Genomic DNA, 15,739 nt, shown 5'->3' with positions numbered 1-15,739 from the left:
AATATTCACATGTTAATAAATTTGTTATGTAATTAAAATATAATTAAATTATTAACATATATCAAAAATAATATATTAACATAATTATATAGGTTATAAATATTGAATTTTAGACAAAATAAAAAAAAATAATAATATTATTAACTAGAATTAAACAAGTTATCAACAATTTTGTCCACAACCTGTGAATAAGTTTATAAATTAAAATTAATTAACAGGTCTTGTTTAATAATATCAAAACATTAGTAGCTATTCAAGAAGTTATCCACAAAAAAGTATTTAACATAAAAAAATTATGTGTATTATTTATAGAAATATTATTCTAACTTGTCTTTATATTAGTTGAACTATTAAATATAATTTCTAATTAAAATTTTTGGTTGGAAATTATTTCATAATAAAAATTCATTTATATTGACATTACTATTATGTAAATATATAATGTAAAAGTAAAACTATAAATTAGTTATTAAAATAGTTGTTTTATAAAATTTAGACTGCACAAAAAAGGGAGGTGCAAAATTATGTTCATGACTTATCAACCAAAAAAGAAACAAAGAAAAAAAGAACATGGTTTCAGAAAAAGAATGAGTACTTTATCTGGAAGAAATATTTTAAAGAAGAGAAGACAAAAAGGTAGAAAAAAATTGACAGCATAAGGGCCGCTTTTGTGGCCTTTTTCTGTAATTTAACGAAAAATCAGTATGTTTTTAAAGGAGCATTAGATTTTGTATGAAGGAAGACAGAATAAGAAAAAATTCTGAGTTCAGAAATGTCTATAGAAAAGGGAAATCTATTTCTAATAATCTTTTAGTATTGTATACATTTAGAAATTTAAGAAATAAAGATATTAATAGAATTGGAATATCTGTGAGTAAAAAGGTTGGAAAAAGTGTTATACGAAGCAGAGTAAAGAGATTAATAAGTGAAGGTTATAGATTGAACAAAGAATCACTAAAAAAAGGATATGATTTCGTAGTTATTGCTCGTATTAATTCAAAAGATAAAAGTTACAAAGAAATAGAAGCTTCTTTAAAAAATCTGTTTAAAAGGTCAGGTTTATTAAATTATGAAGAAAATAATATTATCAATGATAAAATTTTATAGAAAATATATATCACCTTTAAAAAAGCCTTGTTGTAGATTTTATCCAACTTGTTCTCAATATGCAATGGATGCAATAAGTAAATATGGTATTTTAAAAGGAGGATGCATGTCGATTATAAGAATTTTTAGGTGTAATCCTTTTAGTGAAGGTGGATATGATCCTGTTAAATAAAATATAGGAGGCTTAGGGTTTGTTTAAAATCAAATTTTTAAATGATTTATTTGTTAATTTTTTCAATAGAATAGATAATGCAATATTCAGTATTTTCCCAGACAAGAATATATCTATTGGTTTATCTATAATAGTGCTTACTATAATAATAAGATTATTGTTATTACCTTTAAATTTTAAGCAAATTAAATCATCATTAATGATGAGTAAAATAGGTCCAGAAGTAAAAAAACTTCAGACTAAGTATAAAAGTGACCCACAAAAATTACAACAGGAAACTATGAAATTATATAAAGAAAAAGGTGTTAATCCTCTAGGTGGATGTTTACCTTTATTAATACAATATCCCATACTTATAGCACTTTATTATGTATTTTATACATTAAATATAAAAGGTATTGGATTTCTATGGATTAGTGATTTATCAAAACATGCTACTATATCTGATTGGACTACGTGGATACTCCCAGTATTGTCTGGTGCTACTACATATTTCTCTGGTATTTTGTTGTCATCAACTACGTCAGATAAATCTCAAGCAAAACAAACTGCAACTATGAATATAGTTATGTCTGGTGTACTTTTCTATATGAGTTTAATGTTTAATGCAGCATTAGTTTTATATTGGGTAACTGGTAATATAGTACAAATATTTCAGACTAAGTTAGTTATGAAAATGGTTGCAAGTAAGATAGAAAATGAAAGTAACGAAAATAAGGTTGTAGATGAAAGCAGTGTTACGATAGATAATAAAAATACTGTAAAAAACAAGAGAAATAGAAAAGATAATTAATTGATTTACTGAGGGGGGGCCTGAGGTATGCATTGTATTGAAATGACAGGTAAGACTATAGAAGAAGCAAAAAAAAATGCTATTAATAAACTTGGAGTTACTGAAGATAAAGTAGATATTATGGTTATTGATGAAGGAAGTAAAGGACTTTTAAGTATTATTGGTAAACGCCCTGCAAGAATAAAAGCTACAATTAAAAGAAATTGTTGTGATGAAGCTAAAAATTTTTTAAAAAATATTTTTGATAATATGGGTATTGATGCAGAAATTATAGTCAAAGAATTAAAAAATAAAATTAATATTGAAATTATAGGCTCTAATATGGGAATAATAATAGGATATAGAGGAGAAACTTTAGATTCTCTTCAATATCTCGTAAGCTTAGTTGTAAATAAAAATAATTCTGGAGAATATAAGAAAGTAACAATTGATACGGAAAATTATAGATCTAAAAGAGAAGAAACTTTAAAGAGGCTTGCTATAAGAATGTCACATAGAGTACAAAAAAGTAAAAAGATTATGAAATTTGAACCTATGAATCCTTACGAAAGAAGAATAATCCATTCTGCATTACAAAGTTGTAAGAACATTAAAACTTATAGTGAGGGTGATGAACCCAATAGATATGTGGTAATTGATATAAAGAAAGCCTGATGGCTTTCTTTTTAATTGTAAAATATATATTAGAAAGGAGGAATTGGTGAGGATAGGATAGATTCTCATCAAAATTTTATGAAAGAATTTGATACTATAGTAGCAATTGCTACAGCATTAGGTGAAGGCGGAATTTCTATCATTAGAGTTTCGGGAAAAGATTCAGTAAATATAGTAAATAAGATTTTTAGAGCTAAAAGCGGAAGAACACTTTTGAATATTAAACCTTACACTATGCAATATGGTAATATAGTTGAATTAACAACTAGAGAAAATATAGACGATGTTATCGTAAGTTTTATGAAGGGACCTAAAAGTTTTACAGCTGAGGATACTATAGAAATAAATTGTCATGGTGGAATTTTTTCAACTAATAGGGTTTTAGAAGAAGTGTTAAAAGCTGGAGCAAGGATTGCAGAACCAGGTGAGTTTACTAAGAGAGCGTTTTTAAACGGAAGAATAGATCTTAGTCAGGCAGAAGCTGTTATGGATATAATAACTTCAAAAACAGATATGAGTATGAAAGCGGCAGTTAAACAGTCTGAGGGAAGTCTTTCAATGTGTATTAATGATTTAAGAAAAAAATTATTAGAGTTGATAGCTCATATTGAAGCAACAGTGGATTATCCGGAAGATGATCTTGAGGAGTTAACTTCTGAAGATACAATTATTCAATTAAAAGCTGTACTTTATAAAATTGAAAGTTTAATTAATTCAGCAGATGAAGGTAAAATAATTAGAGAAGGTTTAAACACTGCTATAGTTGGTAAACCTAATGTTGGAAAATCTTCATTATTAAATGCTTTATTAGAAGAAAAAAGAGCAATTGTTACAGATATTGAAGGAACCACTAGAGATTTGATAGAGGAATATATAAATATTTCGGGAATACCTGTAAAGATAATTGATACCGCGGGAATACGTAAAACTAAAGATATTGTAGAAAAAATAGGTGTAGAAAATTCCATAAAAAAAATAGATGAAGCAGATTTAATAATATTTATTTTAGATTCTAGTAGAGAAATAGATAATAAAGATTTAGACATAATAAGACATATTAAAGATAAAAAATATATTGTTATATTAAATAAAACAGATTTACCCAGAAAAATACAAAATACTGATTTAAAAATTTTATCATCTAAGTATGTAATAGAGATGTCTGCTAAAAATGGTTTTGGCATAGATATACTAAAGGATAAGATTAAAGAACTATTTTTTAATGAAAATATAAAAGCTAGTAATTTGATTATTACAAATATTAGACATAAAGCTGCTTTGATTAGTGCAAAATCCAATTGCTTAGAGGCCATAAATGCTTTGAAAAATACATCTGCTATAGATTTAGCATCAATAGATATAAGGAATGCTTGGTATAATTTAGGCCAAATTACTGGTGATACTATGGAAGAAGATTTAATAGAAAAAATATTTAAAAATTTTTGTTTAGGAAAGTAGGTGAATTAATTGATAAAATATATTGCTGGTGATTATGATTTAATAGTAATTGGAGCTGGTCATGCTGGATGTGAAGCGGCTTTAGCTGCTTCAAGAATGGGAATTAAAACTCTTATATGTACTATGAACTTAGATAGTATAGCTATGATGCCATGTAATCCTAATGTAGGTGGAACTGCTAAAGGACATTTAGTAAGAGAAATAGATGCATTAGGTGGAGAAATGGGTGTAAATATTGATTATACATTTATTCAATCTAAAATGTTAAATTTATCAAAAGGACCGGCAGTACATTCTCTTAGGGCTCAAGCTGATAAAAGAAGATATTCTCAAAGAATGAAAGAAGTATTGGAAAATCAGAATAATTTATATATAAAACAAATTGAGGTTACAAGTATAGATTTTGAAAATGGCGCTGTGAAAGGAATATTAACTAAGAATGGAGCTTATTTTTCTTGTAAATGTATAGTATTGTCTACAGGAACTTATTTAAGATCTAGAATAATAATTGGGGAAGTGAATTATAGTGGTGGACCAAGTGGTTTAGCTACTGCTAATGAATTATCTCAAAGCCTTATAGATCAGAATGTGATTTTAAGAAGATTTAAGACTGGTACACCTGCTCGTATTAATAGAAGATCTATAGATGAATCTAAAATGATAGAGCAGCCTGGAGATAAAAAAATAGTACCATTTTCATTTATAAGTGCTAATATTGATAGAAATCAAATACTGTGTTATTTAACTTATACTAATGAAGAAACTCATAAAATCATTAAAGAGAATATAGATAGGTCACCTTTATATAATGGAAGTATTAAGAGTGTAGGTCCTAGGTATTGCCCATCTATAGAAGATAAAGTAATGAGATTTCCAGATAAAAACCAACACCAAGTATTTATAGAACCAGAAGGTGAAAATACTAATGAAATGTACGTAGGGGGAATGTCAAGTTCTCTGCCAGAAGAGGTACAATTGCAAATGATAAGGACTGTTAAAGGATTAGAAAATGCTGAAATACTTAGAACAGCATATGCTATAGAATATGATTGTATAGATCCAACTCAGTTAAAATTATCATTAGAATTTAAAGATATAGATGGCTTATTCGGAGCTGGTCAATTAAATGGTAGTTCTGGATATGAAGAGGCAGCTTGTCAAGGTCTTATTGCTGGAATAAATGCAGCATTAAAAATTCAAAATAAAAATCCGTTAATTTTAAAAAGGTCAGATGCATATATTGGAGTACTTATAGATGATCTTGTTACAAAAGGAACTAATGAACCTTATAGAATGATGACATCCAGAGCTGAATACAGGCTTTTATTAAGACAGGATAATGCAGACTTGAGGCTTACAGAGATAGGAAGAAGTATTGGATTAGTTTCAGATTTTAGATATGAAAGATTTAAATTTAGAAGAGATTCTATAGAAAAAGAAATTGATAGGCTAAAAAGAGTTCAAATTACAAATAAAAAGGAAAATAATGATTTTTTGGAAAGTCTAGGCTCTTCTACGTTAAAGAAACCTATAAGTTTGTATGAACTTATAAAAAGACCAGAACTTGATTATAATATGGTAAAAAAATTAGATTTAGAAAGAACAGACCTATCTGATGATATAATAGATGAGGTAAATATAGCTACAAAATATGAAGGATATATAATTAAGCAATTGGAACAAGTAGAGCAATTTAAAAAATTTGAAAATAGACATATACCGGAAAAGATAGATTATCATGAAGTAAAAGGAATTAGAATAGAGGCAATACAAAAATTAGATAAGATGAGACCTGTAAGTATTGGTCAAGCATCTAGAATTTCAGGTGTATCACCTGCTGATATATCAGTTCTAATGATATATTTAGAGCAGTATTTTAGAAAAATGTCTATATAATTTTTAAAACCTTAGTGAAGTAAAATATTTGCACTAAGGTTTTATTTAATCATTTATATAGTTAGTATATAATATTAACATATAAATAAAGTATTTACATAACGGAGGGTATAAATGAAATATTTTAATATAATGGAAAGTGCTTGTGATAATGAAGGTGTTGTTTTTAATGAAGAAAAGTATAATAAATTTATGAAATATAAGAATTTAATTAAGGAATGGAATGAAAAAATAAATCTTACCGCTATAACTGAAGATGGAGAAATAGTTAAAAAGCATTTTATTGATTCAATTAAAATATTTAGATTTCCATTTTTAAAAAATGCAAAAAATATTATTGATATAGGTACTGGAGCTGGATTTCCAGGTATACCTATAAAAATTATTAATGAAGAAATATGTGTAGTTCTATTAGATTCTTTAAATAAAAGGATTAATTTTTTAAATGAAGTTATAGATAGGTTAGATCTTAAAAATATAAAAACAATCCATGGAAGAGCTGAAGACTATGCTAAGAATATTGAATACAGAGAAAAATTTGATATTGCAACTTCACGAGCAGTAGCTAATATGACTGTTTTAAGTGAATTTTGTATACCTTATGTTAAAGTTGGAGGATATTTTGTAGCATTAAAAGGCCCTTCTATTGAAGAAGAAATACTTGAATCTAAAAATGCTATTGGAACTTTAGGTGGTAGATTAGAAGATATAATAAAAGTAGATATTGAAGAAAGTGATTTAAAGCACAATCTTGTTATAGTTAAAAAAATTAAACAAACACCTAAACAATTCCCTAGGAAGTCTGGAATTGTTACTAAAAAACCATTAAAATAATTGTCGAATATATTATTACATAAAAAGAAGGATTTTGTTAAGATATGGAGAAAATAACATAATAAAATATATAAGATAAGGGATGATATTCTATGATTAATAATAATATAGTTAATATAAATGTAGAATGGATAGTTGCTAATACTTATCAACCAAGAAAATATTTTGATGAGAATTCACTTAATGAATTAGCACAATCAATAAAAAATTATGGTATAATGCAGCCTTTATCTGTAAGAAATATTGGTGAAAATAAATATGAATTAATAGCTGGTGAACGCAGATTGAGAGCAGCTAAAATAGTCGGTCTTGAATTAGTACCAGTAATTATAAATAATATTTCAGATAAAGAATCAGCTGCACTTGCACTATTGGAAAATCTTCAAAGAGAAGATTTGAATTTCATGGAAGAATCAGAAGCTTATTATAATTTAATTAAAGAGCATGGTTATACTCAAGAACAGCTTGCTACTAGCATCGGTAAAAAGCAATCCACAATATCTAATAAACTAAGACTTCTTAAACTTAATAAAAGTATAAGAGATATTATTTTAAAAAATTCATTAACAGAAAGACATGCCAGAGCTTTGCTAAAATTACCTGATGAGGAATTTCAAAAGAAAATATTAAATATTATTATAGAAAAAGATCTAAATGTTAAAAATACTGAAGAACTTATAGAAAAAGAATTAATTAAATTAGAAACGATTGAATTGGCTTCTGATGGAAAAAAAAGAATAAAAGGTATATTTAGTCCTAAAGTATATATTAACACTATAAAACAGGTCTTTGATAAATATGGTATTAGTGCTAATTATAGATCTAAGGAGTTAGATGAATTTATAGAAGTTACAATTAAGATAAAAAAGAAGTAATGTTTCACGTGAAACATTAAATAAATAATTTATATTATTAATAAATATTTGTATCAAATATATAAATTTAAAATCAAATATTTTTATATTCAGTTATTTGAATCCTATGTAAAATTTACATATTTTAAAATAAATTAATTTTTATAGTACTATACCTTATATAATATAAAATTATTTTTATTAATAAAATAATTTATTCTAATTTTATCATTTATCATAGGCATAATTTTATAACAATCCGATTTAAGTTAAATTTAACCTAAAATTTATTGACTTTATTATCTAAAGTTTTTTGATTTTTATGTAAGTCTTAATTTACAAAGTATTATGTTAATTATTGTTTGAATTTTAATACGTTAATAAAAACATATCTGATTTTTAAGATATAACTTAAATAAATTACTTTTAATAAATAAAAATATAAAAAATTATATATACTAATAAATATCTATATAATTTTTGGATTATAAGAATTTGTAAAAAATATCGAAGTATGAAAGTACTTTTTACAATTCTTTTAATTTTGTAAAGAATTGTAAAGTTGGTAGTATGATTTTATGATAAATTATACTACTATTTTATTTATAAAATATATTATCTTAGAAAATTAATAGTGAAGATTTCTATGTAGTGAACATATTTTTCTAAAATAAATATAATTGATTTTAAAATCTATTCAATGAGATTTAAAGATTTGTTTGTATACATATTTTAAAGAAATCTATTCAAAGTTTCACTTTCAGAAAAGACTATTATTTAATAAAATATAGTTTTATTAAAGTTTTTCTTTATATAATAAAAATTATATTGTTTTTATAAAGATAAATTAATAGTTACAATCTTAAATATATATGATAAATTTTATAAAATTAATTTTTTTATAAATGTTTTATGAAATGTATTTAATAAGTGAGATTATGAGATTATAATAATAAGTAATGATAGATTTTACAATATTATAAAATTTAAATAAAATTAAAAAAATTTTGAATCGAGGTGATTTTATGAAAGTAATAAGTATATTTAATCAAAAAGGTGGGGTGGGTAAGACTACTACTAATATTAATCTTTGTTCATATCTAGCTATGAAAGGATATAAGATTTTAACAATAGATATTGATCCTCAAGGAAATACTACTAGTGGATTTGGAATTGATAAAGCTAATATTGAAAAATCTATATATAATATAATGACTGAAGATACTGAATTAAAAGATGTTATATTGAAATCTCAGCTTATAGAAAATTTATATGTTGCTCCATCTACAATAGAACTTGCAGGCGCAGAAATAGAAATAATAGAGACAAAAAATAGAGAAACTATTTTAAAGGATAAAATTAAAAATTTAGATATTGAATATGATTATATATTTATTGATTGTCCTCCATCATTAGGATTGTTGACGATTAATTCTTTATGTGCATCTGATAGTGTTTTAATTCCTATACAAGCTGAATTTTATGCTTTGGAAGGAGTAGGACAACTTGTAAACACTATTGAATTAGTAAAGAAGTCTTTAAATAAAAGTCTATATGTAGAAGGTGTTATACTTACAATGTTTGATAATAGGACTAAACTATCAAATGAAGTGTATAATGAAGTAGATAAATATTTTATGAATAAAGTATTTAAAACTACTATACCTAGAAATATTAGACTTGCTGAAGCTCCTAGTTTTGGACTTCCTATTTTACTTTATGATAATAAGTGCAAAGGGGCCGAATATTATAATTCCTTAACAGATGAATTTATTACTAGACAAGAGAGGTGATAAATGTGAACAAAAAAGGTGGATTAGGTAAAGGGTTAGGTGCATTAATAAATCAGAATCTATTAGAAAACAATGAAACTAATAAAAATGTTAATTTGATTTCTATAAATTTAATAAAGCCTAATTATAATCAACCTAGAAAAAACTTTGATGATGAAAAAATTATAATGTTAGCACAATCTATTAAGCAACATGGAATTATTCAACCACTTATATTAAAAAAAGTAGATGATTTTTATATTATAGTTGCAGGTGAGAGGCGTTGGAAAGCGGCTAAAAGTATAGGAATGAAAGAATTACCTGCAGTAATTATGGAATTATCTGATAAAGATTTATTGGAAGTATCTTTAATAGAAAACATACAAAGAGAAGATTTAAATCCAATAGAAGAAGGTTTAGCCTATAAAAAATTATTAGAAGATTTTAATATAACACAAGAGGAATTAGGAAAACGAATTGGAAAATCAAGGACAGTTATTACAAACTCCATTAGATTATTAAATTTAGATAAGAGGGTTCAAGAATATTTAATAGATGGTGTTATACTAGAAGGGCATGCTAGAGTTATATTAAGTATTGATAATAATGATTTACAATATGAAATTGCACAAAAAGTAATAGATGAAGATTTAAGTGTTAGAGAAATAGAAAAAATTATTAAAAATTTAAAGTTAAATAATAAGAAAGAAGTTAAAAAGAGTAATACAGAAAATGAAAATATTTATATCAATGAAATAAGAAATAAACTTGAAGGAATGTTTGGTACAAAAGTAAATCTGAAAAATAAAAATAATAAAGGAAAAATTGAAATAGAGTATTATTCTAATGAGGATCTTCAAAGAATATTAGATATATTAAAAATTTAAAATGTTTCACGTGAAACATTTATAGAATGAAAGGATGGTAAAAATAAATAAATGCAAAATATAATTGAAATATATAATAATTTAAGTATATACATAGTAGGTATTTTAATTATATTAATAATAATATTATTAATAAATATGTTTGTTAATATAAAAGCCATTAATAGATTAGAGAGTAAGTACAGGAAATTAACAAGAGGAGTAGAAAATAATAATATAGAAGAATTAATAGAATCCTATATGGATAAAATAGATAATATTAATAATGATTCTATTAAAATTAAAAACGAATATAATGGTATTAATGAAAAAGTAAATAAATGTTTACAAAACATATCAATAGTACGTTATAAGGCCTTTGAAGATGTTGGTAGTGATTTGAGTTTTTCTATTGCATTACTTGATAATAATAATGATGGAGTAGTTATAACAAGTATATATGGCAGAAATGAAAGTACAACTTATGCAAAACCTATAGACAAAGGAATATCGAGATATGATTTGTCTGATGAGGAAGAATATGTATTAAAAGATGCGGTAAGTAAAAAATAAAAATATTTTTAAATAAAGAATATAACTAAAAAAATCTCTCACAGAAATCTTGAGAGGTTTTTTTAGTTATATTTAAATGTAAGTATGATAAATTTATAAATAAAATATTATAAATTTTTTACATAAAAATTTAAATAATATAATAAATACAAAATACAAATAAGTAGAAAATTTGTTAAAGATAAAAGTTAATCATATTAGGATAACTATCTATAGTTGAAAGTAAATAAGTACTGATAAATTTTATTGATAATATAGAAATATTTAAGAATTATGATATTGTAATTAAGTATCAATAGAGTATTCTATCACTTCTACAGAATATTTGAATTTTCCAAGTGATTTGTTAAGTAAAACAAATGTAAAAAGATTTTTAGGTGTTTAAAGTAATATTTCTTTTTCCACCTACAGTTTTAATAATAGAATGATAAATGCCTTTTGATATCATGTCAGCTAAATGCATTACTACGTATAATCGAGTATTTTGAAGTACCATAAATTCTAATGAACCAGCTATATTTACTATTCCAGTAATACTTAAATTACCTACAGGTGGGAGATCTTTATTCATAGCTGCGCCAGGAATTACAGGCTTATTTTCTATTATAATTTTACCAACATTTTGTATACTGCCAAGACAAGCGTCTACGGCTATAATATATGGATTTTTGTAGGTAGATTTAATTTTAGTTATAGTATCACATAAATTTTTAGCATGTATTGGAGATTTTAAATTACCATATATGAATATGTGATCTCGAATTAAAAAATTAAGCTTATCACCTACTAATGGACCTAAAGAATCACCTGTTGATCTATCGGTACCAATACATAATAAAATTATTGGTCTGTTTTCTTTAAGTGTAGATAAAATTTCTTTAGATAATGTATCTCTAATTTTAAAAATACAGTTATTTTCCGTTGAATCAATCATTACTTTATTTACCATAAAAAAACCTCCTTTTTTGAAATTTTACCCAAAAAAGAAGAGCTTTATACTACAAAATATAAATATATTTATCTATAAAAAAATAATTTAATGTAAGTATTTCATTATAATAATATTGGAATTAAAAAAACTATAAATTCCATATATAACAAATATTAATCCTGTAAATACTGTTCCGAACATTAAAAGATAAACTGTTTTATTAGAGTGATTTTTTCCCAATAAATTAAAACCTTTAAGTGCTAGGAAGTTCAAAAGCGCAAACCATAAAATCATACCAATTATTATAGAAATAATAAAAATATAATAGCAAGTTATATTTATATAATACCAAGCTCTTATTACAGTACCACTTAAAGTTAACCATATGGATGGTGTCATTGGATTAGATACAGTTATAAAAAAACCAGTTAAAAAAGGTAAAGAAGATAAATTTAGGTTTTTCATAAATTTAGATAAGAAGGTCTCATTGCCATTTTTATGTTTAATTGAATTATAACCTATAAAAGTTAATATGGAACCAGATATAATCCAAAATAAAGCTTCTGTTTTGGGATTAGTGCTTAATATATTAGCAAGACCACAATTTATTAATAATAAATAAAAAACATCTGCACTCAATGAACCTAGAGATACTTTAAATCCTTCTTTAAAACCTCTAGAAGCAGTTCTTCGTATTGATTCTAGAGCGGAAGGGCCAAGTGGAATTGAGAGAATAAAACCCGTACTAATTCCAATTAATATTGCTTTTACTATTAATATAAACATAATCATATACCTCATTAAAATTATAATCTACATATATTATAACATATTAGATAATATTAGTGTAATATTATACCGATATGGTCTATTTAATATATAGATTTTAAATAGATATTATTTTTATCAATAATTAATACTATTATCTTATTTAATATTTTTTAGGTATGTATAAAATTGAAAATTAATTTCTAAAGTGCTACAGTACCTTTTTCCTTTTTGTGGAAAGAAGTAAGGGTGCTTTTTCAAGAATAAGATTGGATATGAGTCAATATTCAATCAAAAAATAATCTTATTGCTTCATTGAATATCAAATAAATTTTCTAATGTAAACTTCATATAAAGACATAAAATTTAAATACTTTTGAATTAAAAAATTTTATGGTATATTATAATAAAAAATATAAGGATGGCTGAAATATGTTTGAAAATTTAAACCCTTTTGCTATATTTAAGATAGATCTTGATAGTGGTGGTATAAAAATTGGCAATATAAATATAAATTTATATAAAATCATGATTATTGCATTGAAAATATTTATTATTATATTAGTTATGTATGCTGCTGTAAAAATAGGTAATTCCATAATTGATAAATTAGTAAAAAAACATATAGATTCTAAATTTTTTGTAGATAGTAAAAGATCTAAAACTGCAGGAGAATTACTAAAGAGTTTATTAAGATATGGTGTTTATTTTATAGGAATTATAGGAATATTAAATCTTACTGATTTGTTTGGAAATATAAGTATAACCTTTGCTAGTATAGGTGGTGTTGCTATAGGGCTTGGTGCACAAAGTATAATCAAAGATGTCATAAATGGATTTTTTATTATTTTTGAGAATCAGTTTTCTGTAGGAGATTACATAGATATAGATAGTAAAAGTGGTACAGTAGAAAGTATAGAACTTAGAGTTACTAAAATAAGAGATTTCAATGGGGACCTGCATATAATACCTAATGGACTTATTACTAAAGTTACTAATCATTCAAGAGGTGCTATAACGATTAACATAGATATATGCATAGATTATAGTCAGAAAACAGATAAAGTAATTGATGTTTTAAATAAAGCTTGTGATAAATTTAGTGAAACATCTAAGGATATAGTGGAAAAACCTAAAGTGTTTGGAATAATTGGATTTTTACCAAATGGAATGAATATAAGGGTATCTGGTAAAGTAAAAACTTCTACTCAAGCACAAAATGGGAATAAGCTTAGAAAGTTTATAAAAGATGAATTAGACGAATCAAATATAGTTATAACTAGCAATGTTAAAGAGATTATTATTAGGGAGGAAAAAAATGAATAAAAATTTTGAATTAGGAGATATTGTAAAGATGAAAAAGCAGCATCCTTGCGGTATAAATGCATGGAAAGTTATAAGAATTGGTGCAGATGTAAAAATTAAATGTACAGGTTGTGGAAGAATAGTTATGCTTACTAGAAGTAAATTTGAAAAGGATATGAAAGGAATTATTGAAAGTAATAGTGTTAATGAATAATCTTAAGGAGCTGTCTTCCATAACATATTATGTAAGACAGCTCTTTAGATGTTCAATATTGAAAAAAATTTTTATTAAAATGTTTATGTGTATTCGATATATTTTATATCAAATATAATATAAGAAGTAATTGCAATTTATAATTTTAAACTAATATAAAAAATATTAAACGAAAGAATAGGGATTTCATTTAAGATTAAGCTTAATGTTTATATAAAAATATATGTATATTTAGTTTATACTGTATATTATGAATTAAAATAGATAAAAAACACTTGCAATTTAAAATAAAATATGATATCATATATTGATGTAATCCCTGCTATGCAAAATGCATAGCCGTTAGGCCGGGGGGAGGAGGTGAATCTAATGAGAAAATATGAAACTTTATTTATATTTAGTCCATCATTAGAAGAAGACACTGTTAAAGCTAATGTTGAAAAATTTAAAGGTGTCATCGAAAATGGTGGTGGAACAGTAGATAATGTTGATTTTTGGGGTAAGAGAAAACTTGCTTATGAAATAAATAAGTTTAATGAAGGTTATTATACATTAATAAACTTTACTTCTGATTCCGAATTACCAAAAGAATTAGGTCGTGTTTTCAGAATTACTGATGGTGTTATAAGACATCTAATAGTAAAAGATGAAAAATAATTTTATGTGGTGGTGTAAAAATGAATAGAGTTGTTTTAATAGGCAGACTTACTAAAGACCCAGAGTTAAAATTTACTCCGGGAAGTGGTAATGCTGTTGCCACCTTTACTATAGCAGTTGATAGAAGAATGCCTAACAGAGATGGGGTAAGAGAAGCAGATTTCATTCCAATAGTAGTTTGGGGGAAACAAGCTGAGTCTACGGCTAATTATATGAGTAAAGGTAAGCTTATAGGCGTTAGTGGAAGAATTCAAACTAGATCTTATGAAGCTAAGGATGGCAGTAGAAGATATGTTACCGAGGTAGTGGCTGATGAGATACAATTCCTTGAATGGGGAGGAAATAGAACCTCAGCACCAAAGGATGATTTTGGATCTAATTCTATGGGAGATGTAAATGAACCTGATATTGGAGCAGATATAACTCCAATTGATGATGGAGATATCCCATTTTAAATTTATAAGGTAAGGAGGAGAACAAAATGAGTAGAGAAAATGGAAATAGCAGAGACGGAAGAGACTCAAGAAAGGGCGGTCCAAGAGGCAGAAGAATGAAGAGAAAAGTTTGTTCTTTCTGCATGGATAAAGCTGATCATATAGATTATAAAGATATCAATAAATTAAGAAAGTATATCACAGAAAGAGGAAAAATTCTTCCTAGAAGAATTTCTGGAAACTGTGCTAAACATCAGAGAATGTTAACAGAGTCAATTAAGAGATCAAGAAATATAGCTTTGTTACCATTTACAACTGAATAAAAAATTAAGGAGCTGTCGCATTAGCATAAAAAAGTATGCTAACGCGGCAGCGTTTTTTGTGTGTGTCATAGAAAATTTAATGATATTTTAATCCCCAATAAGCTCGATAATTAAAAAATGGCGCACTT

General features: G+C 25.3%; 19 protein-coding genes. 17 read left to right on the top strand and 2 right to left on the bottom strand.

Annotated elements, in window-relative coordinates; all coding sequences use genetic code 11:
- Positions 1-524: 524 nt before the first annotated feature.
- From rpmH to CLPA_RS19875, 12 genes are all read left to right on the top strand, one after another.
- Complete coding sequence (gene rpmH, locus CLPA_RS19930; RefSeq protein ID WP_003444873.1) at positions 525-659, top strand: 50S ribosomal protein L34; 135 nt, start codon at positions 525-527, stop codon at positions 657-659.
- 73 nt (positions 660-732) lie between these two features.
- Positions 733-1,107, top strand: a complete 375-nt coding sequence (gene rnpA / locus CLPA_RS19925; protein ID WP_003444874.1) for a ribonuclease P protein component — start codon at positions 733-735, stop codon at positions 1,105-1,107.
- On the top strand, positions 1,070-1,279 hold the full coding sequence (yidD, locus tag CLPA_RS19920) for a membrane protein insertion efficiency factor YidD (RefSeq protein ID WP_003444875.1): 210 nt from the start codon (positions 1,070-1,072) through the stop codon (positions 1,277-1,279). Before rnpA ends, yidD begins: the two co-directional genes overlap by 38 nt.
- 19 nt (positions 1,280-1,298) lie before the next feature.
- Positions 1,299-2,072 (top strand): membrane protein insertase YidC, encoded by a 774-nt coding sequence (yidC, locus tag CLPA_RS19915; protein WP_003444876.1) that lies wholly within the window; start codon positions 1,299-1,301, stop codon positions 2,070-2,072.
- 27 nt (positions 2,073-2,099) lie between these two features.
- Entirely contained in the window at positions 2,100-2,726 is a 627-nt protein-coding gene (gene jag / locus CLPA_RS19910; protein ID WP_003444877.1) for an RNA-binding cell elongation regulator Jag/EloR, read from the top strand.
- Positions 2,727-2,804: 78 nt separating this feature from the next.
- Positions 2,805-4,184, top strand: a complete 1,380-nt coding sequence (mnmE, locus tag CLPA_RS19905; protein WP_003444878.1) for a tRNA uridine-5-carboxymethylaminomethyl(34) synthesis GTPase MnmE — start codon at positions 2,805-2,807, stop codon at positions 4,182-4,184.
- 9 nt (positions 4,185-4,193) lie between these two features.
- On the top strand, positions 4,194-6,080 hold the full coding sequence (gene mnmG, locus CLPA_RS19900; RefSeq protein WP_003444879.1) for a tRNA uridine-5-carboxymethylaminomethyl(34) synthesis enzyme MnmG: 1,887 nt from the start codon (positions 4,194-4,196) through the stop codon (positions 6,078-6,080).
- A gap of 114 nt (positions 6,081-6,194) precedes the next feature.
- Positions 6,195-6,914, top strand: coding sequence for a 16S rRNA (guanine(527)-N(7))-methyltransferase RsmG (rsmG, locus tag CLPA_RS19895; RefSeq protein WP_003444880.1), 720 nt, complete (start codon positions 6,195-6,197; stop codon positions 6,912-6,914).
- 95 nt (positions 6,915-7,009) lie between these two features.
- Complete coding sequence (noc, locus tag CLPA_RS19890) at positions 7,010-7,789, top strand: nucleoid occlusion protein (protein ID WP_087946546.1); 780 nt, start codon at positions 7,010-7,012, stop codon at positions 7,787-7,789.
- A gap of 1,004 nt (positions 7,790-8,793) precedes the next feature.
- On the top strand, positions 8,794-9,561 hold the full coding sequence (locus tag CLPA_RS19885; protein ID WP_003444882.1) for a ParA family protein: 768 nt from the start codon (positions 8,794-8,796) through the stop codon (positions 9,559-9,561).
- 5 nt (positions 9,562-9,566) lie between these two features.
- Complete coding sequence (locus CLPA_RS19880) at positions 9,567-10,427, top strand: ParB/RepB/Spo0J family partition protein (protein WP_003444883.1); 861 nt, start codon at positions 9,567-9,569, stop codon at positions 10,425-10,427.
- 51 nt (positions 10,428-10,478) lie between these two features.
- The gene (locus CLPA_RS19875) at positions 10,479-10,979 is read left to right on the top strand and encodes a DUF4446 family protein (RefSeq protein WP_003444884.1); all 501 of its coding nucleotides are present in this window, start codon (positions 10,479-10,481) and stop codon (positions 10,977-10,979) included.
- A 373-nt stretch (positions 10,980-11,352) separates the two neighbouring features.
- Here the strand turns inward: CLPA_RS19875 and yyaC are convergent, their stop codons facing one another.
- Together yyaC and CLPA_RS19865 are read right to left on the bottom strand one after the other, a co-directional pair.
- A complete protein-coding gene (gene yyaC, locus CLPA_RS19870) occupies positions 11,353-11,928 on the bottom strand; it encodes a spore protease YyaC (protein WP_003444885.1) in 576 nt (191 codons plus the stop codon).
- Positions 11,929-12,015: 87 nt separating this feature from the next.
- Positions 12,016-12,696 (bottom strand): LysE family translocator, encoded by a 681-nt coding sequence (locus CLPA_RS19865; RefSeq protein WP_003444886.1) that lies wholly within the window; start codon positions 12,694-12,696, stop codon positions 12,016-12,018.
- Between the two features lie 414 nt (positions 12,697-13,110).
- On the opposite strand from CLPA_RS19865, the gene CLPA_RS19860 reads away from it, so the two are divergent.
- The 5 genes from CLPA_RS19860 to rpsR all read left to right on the top strand — a co-directional run bounded on the left by CLPA_RS19860 (position 13,111) and on the right by rpsR (position 15,611).
- Positions 13,111-14,004, top strand: a complete 894-nt coding sequence (locus tag CLPA_RS19860) for a mechanosensitive ion channel family protein (RefSeq protein WP_003444887.1) — start codon at positions 13,111-13,113, stop codon at positions 14,002-14,004.
- Positions 13,997-14,197, top strand: coding sequence for a DUF951 domain-containing protein (locus tag CLPA_RS19855; protein ID WP_003444888.1), 201 nt, complete (start codon positions 13,997-13,999; stop codon positions 14,195-14,197). Before CLPA_RS19860 ends, CLPA_RS19855 begins: the two co-directional genes overlap by 8 nt.
- A 369-nt stretch (positions 14,198-14,566) precedes the next feature.
- A complete protein-coding gene (gene rpsF / locus CLPA_RS19850; protein WP_003444889.1) occupies positions 14,567-14,854 on the top strand; it encodes a 30S ribosomal protein S6 in 288 nt (95 codons plus the stop codon).
- Positions 14,855-14,874: 20 nt separating this feature from the next.
- On the top strand, positions 14,875-15,309 hold the full coding sequence (locus tag CLPA_RS19845) for a single-stranded DNA-binding protein (RefSeq protein ID WP_003444891.1): 435 nt from the start codon (positions 14,875-14,877) through the stop codon (positions 15,307-15,309).
- A gap of 26 nt (positions 15,310-15,335) precedes the next feature.
- On the top strand, positions 15,336-15,611 hold the full coding sequence (gene rpsR, locus CLPA_RS19840; RefSeq protein ID WP_003444893.1) for a 30S ribosomal protein S18: 276 nt from the start codon (positions 15,336-15,338) through the stop codon (positions 15,609-15,611).
- The last annotated feature ends 128 nt before the right edge of the window (positions 15,612-15,739 follow it).

The organism is Clostridium pasteurianum DSM 525 = ATCC 6013, from assembly GCF_000807255.1.
Classification (GTDB): domain Bacteria; phylum Bacillota; class Clostridia; order Clostridiales; family Clostridiaceae; genus Clostridium_I; species Clostridium_I pasteurianum.
The sequence above is the reverse complement of the archived record's forward strand: the minus strand, read 5'-3'. Positions and strand labels throughout refer to the sequence as shown.

What these genes read in the sequence shown, in the direction of transcription:
- CLPA_RS19860 (WP_003444887.1), top strand. Translation starts at nt 13,111, where the DNA reads ATGTTTGAAAATTTAAACCCTTTTGCTATATTTAAGATAGATCTTGAT.
- CLPA_RS19865 (WP_003444886.1), bottom strand. Translation starts at nt 12,696, where the DNA reads ATGTTTATATTAATAGTAAAAGCAATATTAATTGGAATTAGTACGGGT.
- rsmG (WP_003444880.1), top strand. Translation starts at nt 6,195, where the DNA reads ATGAAATATTTTAATATAATGGAAAGTGCTTGTGATAATGAAGGTGTT.
- CLPA_RS19845 (WP_003444891.1), top strand. Translation starts at nt 14,875, where the DNA reads ATGAATAGAGTTGTTTTAATAGGCAGACTTACTAAAGACCCAGAGTTA.
- rnpA (WP_003444874.1), top strand. Translation starts at nt 733, where the DNA reads ATGAAGGAAGACAGAATAAGAAAAAATTCTGAGTTCAGAAATGTCTAT.
- yidD (WP_003444875.1), top strand. Translation starts at nt 1,070, where the DNA reads ATGAAGAAAATAATATTATCAATGATAAAATTTTATAGAAAATATATA.
- rpsR (WP_003444893.1), top strand. Translation starts at nt 15,336, where the DNA reads ATGAGTAGAGAAAATGGAAATAGCAGAGACGGAAGAGACTCAAGAAAG.
- yyaC (WP_003444885.1), bottom strand. Translation starts at nt 11,928, where the DNA reads ATGGTAAATAAAGTAATGATTGATTCAACGGAAAATAACTGTATTTTT.
- CLPA_RS19855 (WP_003444888.1), top strand. Translation starts at nt 13,997, where the DNA reads ATGAATAAAAATTTTGAATTAGGAGATATTGTAAAGATGAAAAAGCAG.
- mnmE (WP_003444878.1), top strand. Translation starts at nt 2,805, where the DNA reads ATGAAAGAATTTGATACTATAGTAGCAATTGCTACAGCATTAGGTGAA.
- jag (WP_003444877.1), top strand. Translation starts at nt 2,100, where the DNA reads ATGCATTGTATTGAAATGACAGGTAAGACTATAGAAGAAGCAAAAAAA.
- CLPA_RS19875 (WP_003444884.1), top strand. Translation starts at nt 10,479, where the DNA reads ATGCAAAATATAATTGAAATATATAATAATTTAAGTATATACATAGTA.
- CLPA_RS19885 (WP_003444882.1), top strand. Translation starts at nt 8,794, where the DNA reads ATGAAAGTAATAAGTATATTTAATCAAAAAGGTGGGGTGGGTAAGACT.
- rpmH (WP_003444873.1), top strand. Translation starts at nt 525, where the DNA reads ATGTTCATGACTTATCAACCAAAAAAGAAACAAAGAAAAAAAGAACAT.
- rpsF (WP_003444889.1), top strand. Translation starts at nt 14,567, where the DNA reads ATGAGAAAATATGAAACTTTATTTATATTTAGTCCATCATTAGAAGAA.